The sequence below is a fragment of the Streptomyces sp. NPDC107550 genome (assembly GCF_055639095.1).
Window position 1 is genome coordinate 39,829 of the sequence record NZ_JBVKBC010000008.1, and the last position, 12,952, is coordinate 52,780.

Consider the following 12,952-nt stretch of genomic DNA (forward strand, 5'->3'; position numbering starts at 1 on the left):
CGAAACCCCTCCCGAGGGGGCTCGCCCCGTCAGGGGCGCGGGGAACGGCGCGAGAACCCCCACGGCGGGTAAGCCGAACCCGCTCCCGAGGGGGCTCGCCCCGCAAAAAACGCGGGGAACTGCGCGAGACCCCCACCCCGGGCAAGCCGAAAACGCCCCCCAGGACGCACCCCCTCAAAAAGCACACCGCACCCTCCCCACCCGGCACGGACAATATTTCCGCCCGACACATGACCTTCGACCCTGTCCTCCGACCCCCACATACGGAAGCCTGAACCCCAGGAACTCCCGTTCAAGCAAGGGCACGCCCCCGTGCCCGGTGTCGGAGGCGAACCAGTCATGAGCACGCCGCACAACCTGCCCGTCCTCGCCGCGGTCGACGGCTCACAAGACAGCCGGCGCGCCCTGGAATGGGCCCTCGCGGAGGCAGCCCGCCGCGGCGCCGACCTACGGGTGGTCCACGTGCGGCAGTACGCGCCCCTGTTCCAGCCCGCCGTCCTCGTCGCCGGCCCCGAGGAGCCCGCCGAAGACCCCGTGATCAGCGAGCTGCGCGCCGCCCTGGAGGGCCGCGAGGAGTCCGTGCCGATGGAGTTCATCAGCCGCGAGGGCCTCCCGGCGGCCGTACTGCCCGAGATGAGCGCCGAGGCCCAGCTCCTGGTCCTCGGCTCCCGCGGCCGAGGCGGCTTCGCCAGCCTGCTCCTCGGTTCGAACGGCGTGGCCGCCGCCCGCGACGCCGTCTGCCCCGTCGTGGTCGTCCCGCGCCCGGACCGCGCCGTCGAGGGCGACGCCCCGGTGCCGCCGGGCCCCCGCGTCGTGGTCGGCGTCCAGACCGAGGACCCCGACGAGGCGACGCTCACGTACGCGTTCGCGCACGCCCAGCGGTCCGGGGCGCGGCTCCAGGTGATCGCCGCCTACCCGTGGCCGGTGCTCGCCTGGTCGGCGTTCGGGGACTTCACGCCGACCGCGCAGGACCAGAAGGCGGCCGAGCACGAGACCCTGAAACTGGCCAACGAGGCCATCGCCGGACTCCGCGAGTCTCACCCTGAAGTAGAGGTCGAGCTGTACGTGGCCCCGGGCGACGCGGCCGGCCACCTCGTGGAGAACTCGCGCGGCGCCGACCTCGTCGTCGTCGGCCGCCACCGCCGCCGCCTCACCCGCCCCGCACCGATGCTCGGCTCGGTCACGCAGGCGGTCCTGCTGCACTCCGCGAGCCCGGTCGCCGTCGTCCCGCCCGCCCCGCAGGACTGACCGCCCCGCAGGACTGACCGGCCCCCGCACGGAGCGCCGTCAGCGCAGCACCACGCAGCCCCGTCCGGTCAGCCGCTCCAGCAGACCGGGCGCGGGCCGCACCGCGTTCCACCGCAGGTCGAGCTTCTCCAGCGCGGGCAGCTCGGCCAGCCACGCGGGCAGCTCCCGCAGCCGGTTCCCGCGCAGGTCGAGCCGGCGCAGCCGCGGCAGCCCGCGCAGCGCGTCCGGCACCCGCGTCAGCCGGTTCTCCCGCAACTCCACCTCACGCAGCGCCCGCAGGTCCCGTACGGACGCGGGCAGGTCCGTCAGCCGGTTGCCGCGCAGCCACAGCTCCCGCAGCGCGCCGAGCCCACCCAGTTCCGCGGGCAGCTCCGTCAGTCCGGCGTGCTGCGCCCGCAGCTCCACGAGGCCCCTCATCGCGCCGAGCGTGTCGGGCAGCGACCCGAGCGGGTTCTCGCCGACGTTCAGATACGCCAGCCGGTCAAGGCGGCCGAGCGAGCGCGGCAGTGAGGTCAGGCGGTTGTCGTGCACGTACAGGAAGCGGTCGAGGCCGGTGAGCGTGCCGAGCGCGTCCGGCAGCGCGGTCAGCCGGTTGTGCCCGAGGTCCAGGGTGTGCAGCGTCGTCAGCGCCCCGATCCGCTCCGGCAGCCGCGTCAGCCGGTTGTCCGCGAGCAGCAGCGCGCGCGGCCCGGGATGCGCCCACACCTCGTCCGGTACGTCGTCCAGCCCCGCCCGCCAGAAATCCAGTGTCCCGCCCGTCACACCGACCACCCCTTCACGCGTTCACCGTCACCCTCGCCCCCCACCTCGCAACTCCCGTATCGGGAAAGCGGCATGAGCCCCCGTCAAGTGCCCGCGCGGCGTACGCTGTGGCGCCTGGACCGCGGGGCGACCCGGCATCTCGCACCGGCGCACCACCGCGGCAGGGGGGTACGTCATGATGCACCGCGCGGCCCGGGGCGGCCGGCCACTTCTCGAACGCGACAGCGAACTCGCCGCCGTGGACGACGCGCTCGACGAACTCGTCGGCCCCGGCGGCCCCGGCCTGGAGCCGCCCGACCGGCCACGGGGCGCGCTGCTCGCGGTCGCCGCGCCCGCCGGACTCGGCAAGACGACGCTGCTCACCGAGGTCCGCCGCCGCGCCGCCGCCAGAGGCTGCACCGTCCTGTACGCACGCGGCGGCGAACAGGAGCAGGGCGTCTCCTTCCACGTCGCCCGCCAGCTCGTCCAGCCGCCGCTCGCCGGCGCGGGCGAGGCCGAACTCCGTACCACGCTGGGCAGTTGGTACGGGATCGTCGGCCCCGCCCTCGGCCTGTGCGCCCCCGGCGAGGGCGCGCCGCCCGACCCGCAGGGCCTGCGCGACGGCCTCGACTGGGTCCTCACCCACCTCGCCGTGCAGCGCGCCCCCATGGTCGTCGTCCTCGACGACGCGCACTGGGCCGACCCCGAGTCGCTGAGCTGGCTCGCCGCGTACGCGCCCCGCGCCGAGGAACTGCCCCTGCTGCTCGTCGTCGCCTACCGGCCCGAGGAACTCCCCGACCACGCCGACGCGTTGAGGGGCCTGCCCGGCCGCTCCGGCCGCCGCCCGCTCGGCCTCGAACCGCTCAGCGCGCCCGCCATCGCCCGCCTCGTACGCGAGAGCCTCGGCCCGGACGCCGACGACGCCTTCTGCCGCGAGTGCTGGGCCGTCACCGCGGGCAACCCCTTCGAGGCCGTCGAACTCACCGCGAAGATCCACGACCGGGGCCTCGCCCCCACCGAGAACGGCGCCCACCTCCTGCGCGACCTCGCCGCCGCCGTCAAGGGCAGCGGCCTGATCGCCCGCCTCGAACGGCTCGGCACCTCCACCGTCCGCTTCGCCTGGGCCTGCGCCGTCCTCGGCACCGAGATCGCCCCCGAACTCGCTGCCACCGTCGCCGGGCTCGGCGCCGAGGAAGCCGCCGACGCCGTCGACCGGCTGCGCGCCGCCCGCATCCTCGCGGGCGAGGTCACCGCCGCGGGCACCCTGGAGTTCGTCCACCCCCTCATCGCCACCGCCGTCTACCGGGCGATCCCCGCCGCCGTCCGCGTGGCCCTGCACGGCCAGACCGCGTGGACGCTCGTCGAGGCCGGTCACGGCCCGGTCGCCGCCGCCCGCCACCTCCTGGAGACCCACCCCGAGGGCGACCCCTGGGTCGTACGGCAACTGCGCGCCGCCGCCCGCGAGACCATGGGCGCCGGCGCCCCCGAAGCCGCCCGCCGCCACCTCGCCCGCGCCCTGCGCGAACCCCCGCCCGTCGCCGACCGCGCCGCCCTGCTCTACGAACTCGGCAGCGCGTCCCTGCTCACCGCGCCCGCCACCACCGTCAACCACCTGCGCGCCGCCCTCGAAGAACCCATCGCCGACCCGGCGCTGCGCCACGGCATCGTCTACCGGCTCTCCCAGGTCCTCGCCCACAGCGACCGGCTCGCCGAGGCGTCCGAGACGCTCGCCCGCGAGATCCGCGTCACCGGCGACGCCCGCGTCCGGCTGCGCATGCAGGCCGAACAGTTCATGTGGGACGCCTTCCGCGCCGACGAACCCGACTCGCCCGCCCGCTCCCGGCGCCTGGCCCGCCTCGCCGACCGGCTCGCCGGCCGCGACCTCACCGAGCGCTACATCATCGGCCTGCGCACCTGGGACGCCACCCTGCGCGGCGAGCCCGCCGCCACCGTCGTCCACCATGCCGAGCGCGCCCTCGCGGGCGGCCTGCGCTGGGCCGCCGACGAGGACCGCGGCTTCGAGGTCCCCGTCCTCGTCGCCCTCTCCTTCTGCTACGCCGACCGCCCCGGCCGCACCGAGGAACTCTTCGTCGACGGCATCGCCGACTTCGAGCAGGCCGGCTGGCGCGGCGGCCACCTCTCCTTCGCGTACACGCTCCTCGGCTACGTCCGCTACCGGCGCGGCCGGCTCGCCGAGGCGGAGGACTTCGTGCGCGCGGGCCTGCGCCTGTCCGAGCGCGTCGGCCCCGGCACCCCCGCCCACTGGTACGCCGTCGGCGTCCTCGTCGCGGTGCTGCTCGCCCGCGGCAGGACCGCCGAGGCCGGCCGGGCCGCACGGCAGTACGCCTTCGGGCCGCCCTTCCCCGCCGCCGTCACCTTCCCCGACTCCCAGACCGTGTACGGGGAACTGCTGCTCGCCCTCGGCCGCACCGAGGAGGCCGCCGCCGAACTCTCCGCCGCGGGCCGCCGCCTCGACCCGCGCGGCATGCGCAACCCCGCCTGGTCGCCCTGGCAGCTCCACCTCGCCCGCGCCGAGGCCCACGACGCCCCCGAGCGTGCCCTCGCCACCGCCCTCGATGCCGTCGAGCGGGCCCGCCACTTCGGCGCGCCGTCCACCATCGGGCAGGCCCTGCGCGTCACGGCCGAGGTCGGCCCGCCGAGCGAGCGCGGCAAGCTCCTGGAGGAGTCCGTCGCCCACCTCGAGCGCTCCCCGGCCGGCTACGAACTGGCCCGCTCGCTCGTCGCCCTCGGCTGCGAACTGCGCCGCTCCGGCCGCCCCCGCGAGGCCGCCGACCCGCTCTACCGGGGCCTGGAGACCGCCGTGACCTGCGGCGCCGACGCCCTCGCCGACCGGGCCCGCACCGAACTCGCGGCGGCCGGACTGCGCCCGCGCTCCCTGCACGGCGCCGCCACCGACAGTCTCACCGCCCGCGAACGCGCGGCCGCGGCCTGCGCCGCCCGGGGCCTCGACCCCGCCGCCACCGCCGCCGAGCTGGGGCTGACCGAGGCGGCCGTCGTCCGGCTGATGTCGGCCGTCTACCGCAAGGTCGGCACCGACCAGGACGGCCTCGCCCGAGCCCTGCGCGGGTAGCCCGCGACAGCCCGGGCGGGGCGGGTGCGGGCCCGCGCCCCCGATCCCAGGTGTGCCGCCGGCCGACGTACGATGGACCGCATGTCCTTCCTCCGCCGCCGCGCAGCGACCCCCGCAGGGCCTGACTTCGACGTCCTGGCCATGGACCCGGGCGACTGGCCGGGCAACCTCGGCGCGGGTCTGCTGCCCGCCCCCGACGGAACCTGCCAGGGCGTCTTCCTGCGCTACGACCTGTTCGGCGGCCGCGGGCCCGCGATGATCATCGGCAATCTGCCGGAGGGCTCCCCGGCCCGCGAGGTCGCCGAGGGCGAGATCCCCTTCGAGGTCGCCCAGCTCCTGATCGCCCTGGAGAACGACGAGGAGGTCACCGTCACCGGTGTCGAGGACGTCCCCGTCATGCAGGGCGACAACCTCCTCATCGTGCGCCGCCTCAAGCTCTCCGAGACGCGGATCTCCTGCGTCCAGTTCGACCGCAGCGACAACGTGCTGGTGACCATCGCGTCCTGGGACCGCCCGATCACCGACGACCTGTACGCGCTGCTCAAGCCGCTGCCGGCCGAACTGTTCCAGCAGGGCTGACCCCGCCGCGCCACGCACCGGGGCCCGGGCCCGCACACCACGCGGACCCGGGCCCCGACCCCGTACAGGAGTCGCCGGACGCTACTTCGACGCCGGCACCACGTCCACGTCGGCCGCGCGGACGTACGCGATCCGGTGGCCGAACTGGATCTCGTAGTAGACGTCCTTGCCCTTGACCACGCGGTGCGAGGACGTGTCGAAGGTGGGGGAGTAGAAGTACTCGCCCGTCTTCCGGCCGCCCGTCACATAGCGCTGGCCCGCGAGCAGCTTGTACGGCAGCGGCGAGATCGCCTGCGGCGTCATCCCCGCCGGGTACGCGGACGCCTCGGGGTAGGCGCGCCCGTACACCGGGACGTCGGCCGCGCCCGCCTTCGGCGTCACCACGGCCGCCTTCGTCTCGACCGCCGTGGGCAGCGCACGCGGGTTCTTGAACCATGCCTTCTGGCCCAGGTACCAGATCGCCGTCCAGTCACCGGAGCGCTCCGCGATCGCGTACTGCTGGCCCGTCGAGACCCGCGACGCCATGTCGTTCACGTCGATCGTCGAGGGCTGGCCGCCCGGCCGCAGACCGATGTCCTTGATCAGCGGCGCGTCCTCGCTCGGCGCCGCGTACAGCCGCACCGCGCTGGACCCGTGCGGGGCGCACACTTGGCCGGCCTTCACGCAGCCCGTGTACACCGGCTGGTTCAGCGCGAAATCCGGGGCGATCGTGACGACCGTGGCCTTCGGGCCCGCCGTGCGGTGGAACGGCTTGCCCATCAGCGCGAAGTAGTGCGCCCAGTCCCAGTACGGGCCCGGGTCCGTGTGCATCGACTTGATCGTCGACGTCGTCGGTCCCGGCACCGTGTCATGGCCGAGGATGTGCTGCCGGTCCAGCGGGATGTCGTACTTCTTCGACAGGTACTTCACGAGCCGCGCCGAGGCGCGGTACATCTCCTCCGTGTACCAGGAGTCGGGCTGCGCGAGGAAGCCCTCGTGCTCCAGGCCGATCGACTTGGCGTTCACATACCAGTTGCCCGCGTGCCAGCCGACGTCCTTGGCCTTGATGGACTGCACGATGTGGCCGTCCGTCGAGCGCAGCGAGTAGTGCCACGCCAGATACGTCTTGTCCTGGACCAGCTTGAGCGTCTGCTCCCACGTCGCCTCGGTGTCGTGGATGACGATGTAGTCGATGCTCTGGTCGTGCGGCCGGTCCGCGAGGTCGTGGTTGCCGTAGTCGCCGTCGCCGAACTCCTCGTACGGGGCCGGGATCCACTCGCACGACACGGTCCGCGGGCACTCGGTGTCCGCGCTGTCGGTCTTGCGCAGGCCCATCTTCTCGATCTGCGCCGCGCGCGGCGTCGCGGCCGGATCGGCGGCGAGCGTGACGCGCTGACCCGCGTCCGTGGTGCGCCGCTCGCCGCCCCGGATCACCGCGAACACGTCGTTGGCGTACGTCGCCGCCGTCGCCCGGTCGTCGGCGCCGGAGAACGCGGCGACCGCGCCGTACCAGTCGGCGGGGCTGCCGCTCAGCGGCTTGCCCAGGCGCTTCTGCGCGGCGGCCAGCAGGGCGGCGCCACCGCGCACGTTGGCCGCGGGGTCGGAGCGCAGCTCGGCGGCCGGGACACCGGTCAGCTCGGCCGCCTTGAGCAGCGTCTTCAGCCGGGCCGGCAACTGCTTCTCGCGCGGCAGGGTCTGCTTCGCGCGCAGCGGGGCCCGCGAGTCGTCGCCGCGCGCGTCACCCCCGGCGTGGTCGTGGCGCACCGTCGAGGCGAGCGCGGCGCGCGCGTCCGTCAGATGCATCGGGCCGTAGCCGCCGCTCACGCTCGGGGCGCCGCCGTGGGCGTCCCAGCGTGACTGGAGATAGGACACGCCGAGCAGCACGCTCTGCGGTACGTGGAACTCGGCGGAGGCGGCGGCGAAAGCACCCTGCAACCGCCCGGACGAACCCGGCGAGGCCGCCGCGCCCGAGGGAGCGGCGCCGAGCAGCGGGAGCAGCAGCGCCCCCGTCGCCAGAGCGCCCGCGGCCCGTGCTCCCGCACGGGTACGTCTGCCGGTGGTGGTACGCGTCAAGCGATGCAACGGGGCCTCCTGGGGACGCCGGTCGTGAAGAGAGCGCGGAGCGTGTGCGGGCCGATCGAGGTCAGTGGTATCGGCTCGCCGACGATCCGTCAATCATCCGACGGACAACGGCATTTCCAGGGGATTTCGCATGTCAGCGGGCGTGTGCGGGTCTTTCCCCGCCGGTGGCCCCGCCGCCTGCGACGCGTCAGTGGACTGGACCAGTGAGGGCCATCGTGCGAGGGCCCGTGGAGAACGGCACCCGGCCCGGACGTACGAAGAGCCGCGGTGCGCCACGACCTCCCGCGCGCACCGCGGCTCCACGCCCCCGTCAGCGAGTGCCGACCGCCGCACGCACCGCCTTGCGGGCCATGTTGCAGTCGTCGTGCAGACGGCGCAGCAGCAGCCGCTGCTCCTCGCCCGACGGCGCGGCTCCGGGGTGGGCCTGACCTGGAGCCGCCGGGTTCTGCTCGTGCATCGAACGCTGCACGAGGGTCTCGTACGTACGGATCTCCCGCGTCAGTACGAGCATCAGGTTGACGAGGAACGCGTCGCGCGCCGCCGGGCCGCCCGCCTGCGCGAGCTGACTGATCTGGCGCCGCGCGCCCGGCGCGTCCCCGAGGACCGACCAGAGCGTCGCCAGGTCGTAGCCCGGCAGGTACCAGCCCGCGTACTCCCAGTCGACGAGGACCGGACCGGCCGGTGACAGCAGCAGGTTCGACAGGAGCGCGTCGCCGTGGCAGAACTGGCCCATGCCGCCCCGGCCCGCGGCGTGGGCGATGCCGTGCAGCAGCTTCTGCAGGTCACCCATGTCGCGGTCGGTCAGCAGACCCAGATCGTGGAACTTGTTGATCCGCTCCCCGTAGTCCAGCGGTGCCGTGAACGTGCCCGCCGGGGGCCGCCACTGGTTCAGCCGGCAGATCGCGCCGAGCGCGGCCCGCACGTCCGTCCGCGGCGGCGCCTCGACGGGGTGGCGCTGGAGGGCCGCCACCCGCCCGGGCATCCGCTCGATCACCAGCGTGCCGTTGTCCGGGTCCGCGGCGATCAGCCTCGGGGCCCGCACCGGCGGCCGGTGCCGGACGAACGAGCGGTACGCCGCTATCTCGTGCCGCACGCGCTCGGCGAAGACGGGGGAGTGGTCCAGTAAACACTTCGCTACGGCGGTGCTGCGGCCCGTCGTACCGACGAGGAGCACGGACCGCTGGCTGCGGCGCAGCACCTGCACCGGCTGGAACTCCGGGCAGATCCGGTGCACCGACGCGATGGCCGTGCGCAGCAGGGCGCCCTGAGGGCCGGACAAGTCGAGTCTCCCGCTGAGCGGTTGCGTGCCGATCCCCGGGGCGCGACGCGTCCGGCCGGCGCCGAGCTGCGCCGGGGCCGCGGGCCGCGCGGGGTCGAGGTACGGGCCGCCGCCCGCCGCCGGACGGACGGGGCGCAGCGGCCGGGGCGGGGCGGACACGGAGGACGATGCTGCGTACATGGGCGAGACAGATCCCTTCGTGTGCCGATGAGTTGCTGCGCCGTCCCGGCCCGGCCCTGCCGGTACACCCTGGGGAATGCCCCTGCGGCGACCGGGTCGGGGTGGCGCATTCCTACCTGACACCCGAGGGCCCCGGGCACAACAGCTGGCGCACCCTGGCGAACCCTGGCGAATAGTCGCTCAGCAACTGACAGAGGGCTACTGTCGATTTCAGCCGAGAACCTGGGGGCTTACGTGAACGGACAACCCAACACCCGCCTGAGCGACCTGTTCGGCCTGGCCGGCTGGTCCAAGGGCGAACTCGCGCGACTCGTCAACCGGCAGGCGGCGGCCATGGGCCACTCGCAGCTGGCGACGGACACCTCGCGGGTGCGGCGTTGGATCGACATGGGAGAGATCCCGCGCGATCCGGTGCCGAGGGTGCTGGCGGCGCTGTTCACCGAGCGACTCGGCCGTGTCGTGACCATCGAGGACCTCGGTCTTGTCCGGCGCGGGCGTGTGGGGAAACGGCAAGGCGGCGGTGGCCCGGGCGACCAGGGCCCCGACGGAGTGCCGTGGGCGCCCGAACGGACAGCGGCGGTCCTCACCGAATTCACGGGAATGGACCTCATGCTCAACCGACGCGGCTTGGTGGGCGCGGGCGCCGCGCTCGCCGCAGGCTCCGCACTCAGCAGCGCCATGTACGACTGGCTGCACACCGACCCGGCCCTCGCGGCCGACGCCCCCCGGACCACCGACCCCCTCCACCCGGCCGGCTACGCCGAATCCGCCGGGTCCGACCGCTACGAGGCCGCTCCCATCGGTTCGCAGGAGATCGAGGAACTCGAGCGCTCCGTCGAGGTGTTCCGCGTCTGGGACGCCTCGCGCGGCGGCGGCCTCCAGCGCAAGGCGGTGGTCGGCCAGCTCAACGAGGTCGGCGGGATGCTCTCCTACCGCCACCCCGACCATCTCCAGCGCCGCCTGTGGGGCGTCGCCGCCAATCTCGCCGTCCTCGCGGGCTGGATGTCCCACGACGTCGGCCTCGAACCCACGGCCCAGAAGTACTTCATCATCGCGGCGCACGCCGCACGTGAGGGCGGCGACCGGCCGCGCGCCGGGGAGGCCCTGTCCCGGGCGGCCCGCCAGAAGATCCATCTGGGCGCCCCCGACGAGGCGCTGGACCTGATGAAGCTCGCCAAGTCCGGTTCCGGCGACGAGGTCCTGCCCCGTACCAAGGCGATGCTGTACACCATCGAGGCGTGGGCGCAGGCGTCGCTCGGCAAGGGCCAGGCCATGCGCCGCACGCTCGGTGAGGCCGAGGACCTCTTCGTCTCCGACAAGGGCGATGTGCCACCGCCCAGTTGGATGCAGATGTTCGACGAGGCGGACCTGCACGGGATGCAGGCCCTCGCCTACCGCACCCTCGCCGAGCACGAGCCGGGCGCCGCCGTCATCGCCCAGCGGCACGCGAAGCAGGCCCTCGCGCTGCGCGAAGGGGGCCGGGACCGCTCGAAGATCTTCGACCATCTGTCGATGGCGTCGGCGTGCTTCATCGCGGACGATCCCGAACAGGCGGACCGCTACGCCCGGTTGGCGCTGTCGTCGATGGGCTCGAACTCCTCGCTGCGTACGTGGGACAGGCTCCGCGAGATGTACCGGCTCACCGGCCAGTACGCGGGGTACCCGAAGATCGAGGACCTGCGCGAGGAGATCAAGCTGGCGCTGCCGAAGGCGGTGGGCAAGAAGCGCCAGATCTGACCCCCGCCGCCTCACCGCTGGGTACCGCGGGGTCTGCGGGGACGCACTCTCCGGTGTCTTCGGGTGCCTCCGTGGTCGCGGGTGGCCCGTGGGCTCGGGTGGCTTCGGTGGTTCAGTCGGTCACGCGGGCGATCAGCACGCACGCGTCGTCGTCGCGTTCCTGTGCGCCGACCTCGTCCAGCACCGCGCGTACGCACTCCTGCGCGTCGCGGGCGGCGGCCAGGCGGGGCGCCAGCGCGAGCAGCCGGTCCGCCGCTGCCGCCGCGTCCGCGCGCGGGACGAGCCCTTCCGTGTACAGGACGAGGGTGTCGCCCGGGCGCAGGGTTTCCTCGGCCTGGCCGTACGCGGCTCCCGAGGTCGCGCCCAGCAGTACGCCCTCGGGCGGTGGCAGCGCGCGCCCCGCCCCTGCGCGGAACAGGAGTGGGGCGGGGTGTCCGGCCCGCGCCCACGTCAGGGTGCGGGCGGCCGGGTCGTAGCGGCAGCACAGGGCGCCCGCCAGCGCGGGGTGGGCGCCCACGTCGAGGAGGTGGTTGAGCCGGCCGAGGAGTGTGCCGGGCGGTGTGTCGCACAGGGCCATGCCGCGTACGGCGCCGAGCAGTGTCGCCATCGCCGAGGTCACCGCGACGCCCTGCCCGGTGACTCCGCCGACGGTCAGCAGGACCTGGCCGCCGGGCAGATCGAGCGCGTCGTACCAGTCGCCGCCGGCCGGGCCGCCGACACCGCGGGTCAGTCGGTGCGCGGCCACGTCGAGCGTGCCGGGGGCGCGGTGTCCCGCGCGCGGGAGTCGCAGGGAGCCGCGCCACGGCGGCAGCACGGCGTCCTGCAACTCGGCCGCGAGCCGGTGCTCGGTCTGCGCGATGTGCCGCTGGCGCTGGAGCGAGTCTCGGGTCTCGCTCACCGCGCGCTGGCTGCGGCGCAGATGGCTGACGTCGCGCAGGACCGCCCACATGGAGGCGGTGGCGCCGTCGGCATCGAGCACGGGCTCGCCCATCATGTGCACCGTGCGTACGGAGGCGTCGGGGTGCACGACCCGGAACTCGCCGTCGATCGCCTTGCCGTCGATGAGGCAGTCGGTGACCATCGCGGTCAGCTTCGGCTGGTCGTCGGCGTGCACGAGCGCGGGCAGCTCGTCGAGGGTGAGCGCGGGGGCGCGGGGGTCCCGGCCGAGGATGCGGTACAGCTCGCCGGACCAGGTGGCCTCGTCCGTCAGCAGGTTCCACTCGGCGCTGCCGACGCGGCTCAGCAGGGAGCCGGTGGGCGGTTCGGGAGACTCGGGTGGCCGAGTCGTCTCGGGGGGCGTTTCGGGGGTCTCGGGCGTCTCGCCGGGCTCGGGGGAGGTCCGCTGCGCGGGGAGCGCCGAGCGGGACTCCGGGCCGTCGCGCAACTGCGCCAAGTGGCGGTCCAGGTCGTTGAGTTGATGGACGGCCAGCTCGTACAGGGCGCGCTGCCAGCGTCTCTCCGCGTCCGTGGCGTCGCCCGTCGTGCCGGCGGACTCGCGGCGTACGGCGTCCACGTCGCCGAGCAGGCGGCGGGTCTGCGTGATGAGTGCCTCGACCGAGCCGCGCTCCGGCGGGGGGCCGGCGGGGCGGTCCGCGAAGACATGGGGGGACATGGCGAACTCCGATGCGGCGCGGTCGACCAGGTGGACGGAAGGACCGGTTAAGACTTTGGCACAGGGGGCGGGGGCTCGTAAGGGATTTGGCCATACACGGGGCGGTGGTGCCGATGGCATATGCCGTTGTCCCCCGAGCGGGCGCCGAGTTCAGCCCCGACAGGGGCGCGGGGAACTGCGCGCTCAGCCCAGACGAATCCCGCACCCGGCGACGACGCCCGGGGCTCCGCCCCAGACCCCGCTCCTCAATCGCCGGAGGGGCTGGAAGTTGGTTGGAGTTCAGCCCCGTAAGGGGCGCGAGGAACTGCGCGCCCAGCCCCGACGAACCCCGCACCCGGCGACGACGCCCGGGGCTCCGCCCCAGACCCCGCTCCTCAATCGCCGGAGGGGCTGGAAGTTGGTTGGAGTTCAGCCCCGTAAGGGG

Annotated in this window: 8 protein-coding genes; 4 read left to right on the forward strand and 4 right to left on the reverse strand. The window is 74.3% G+C overall.

Annotated elements, in window-relative coordinates:
- The first annotated feature begins 339 nt into the window (after positions 1-339).
- Complete coding sequence (locus ACZ7LY_RS13695) at positions 340-1,248, forward strand: universal stress protein (RefSeq protein ID WP_471624751.1); 909 nt, start codon at positions 340-342, stop codon at positions 1,246-1,248.
- A gap of 39 nt (positions 1,249-1,287) precedes the next feature.
- On the opposite strand, the gene ACZ7LY_RS13700 is transcribed toward ACZ7LY_RS13695, so the two are convergent.
- Positions 1,288-2,010, reverse strand: a complete 723-nt coding sequence (locus ACZ7LY_RS13700; protein ID WP_471624752.1) for a leucine-rich repeat domain-containing protein — start codon at positions 2,008-2,010, stop codon at positions 1,288-1,290.
- A gap of 175 nt (positions 2,011-2,185) precedes the next feature.
- Here ACZ7LY_RS13700 and ACZ7LY_RS13705 point away from each other — a divergent pair, with 175 nt between their 5' ends.
- Complete coding sequence (locus tag ACZ7LY_RS13705; RefSeq protein WP_471624753.1) at positions 2,186-5,080, forward strand: ATP-binding protein; 2,895 nt, start codon at positions 2,186-2,188, stop codon at positions 5,078-5,080.
- An 81-nt stretch (positions 5,081-5,161) separates the two neighbouring features.
- On the forward strand, positions 5,162-5,659 hold the full coding sequence (locus ACZ7LY_RS13710) for a hypothetical protein (protein ID WP_471624754.1): 498 nt from the start codon (positions 5,162-5,164) through the stop codon (positions 5,657-5,659).
- A gap of 81 nt (positions 5,660-5,740) precedes the next feature.
- On the opposite strand, the gene ACZ7LY_RS13715 is transcribed toward ACZ7LY_RS13710, so the two are convergent.
- Complete coding sequence (locus tag ACZ7LY_RS13715) at positions 5,741-7,720, reverse strand: N-acetylmuramoyl-L-alanine amidase (RefSeq protein ID WP_471624755.1); 1,980 nt, start codon at positions 7,718-7,720, stop codon at positions 5,741-5,743.
- Between the two features lie 310 nt (positions 7,721-8,030).
- Entirely contained in the window at positions 8,031-9,179 is a 1,149-nt protein-coding gene (locus tag ACZ7LY_RS13720; protein ID WP_471624756.1) for an aminoglycoside phosphotransferase family protein, read from the reverse strand.
- Between the two features lie 234 nt (positions 9,180-9,413).
- Here ACZ7LY_RS13720 and ACZ7LY_RS13725 point away from each other — a divergent pair, with 234 nt between their 5' ends.
- Complete coding sequence (locus ACZ7LY_RS13725) at positions 9,414-10,916, forward strand: DNA-binding protein NsdB (protein ID WP_471624757.1); 1,503 nt, start codon at positions 9,414-9,416, stop codon at positions 10,914-10,916.
- Between the two features lie 112 nt (positions 10,917-11,028).
- Here the strand turns inward: ACZ7LY_RS13725 and ACZ7LY_RS13730 are convergent, their stop codons facing one another.
- Positions 11,029-12,528, reverse strand: coding sequence for a PP2C family protein-serine/threonine phosphatase (locus ACZ7LY_RS13730; protein ID WP_471624758.1), 1,500 nt, complete (start codon positions 12,526-12,528; stop codon positions 11,029-11,031).
- Positions 12,529-12,952 lie beyond the last annotated feature (424 nt).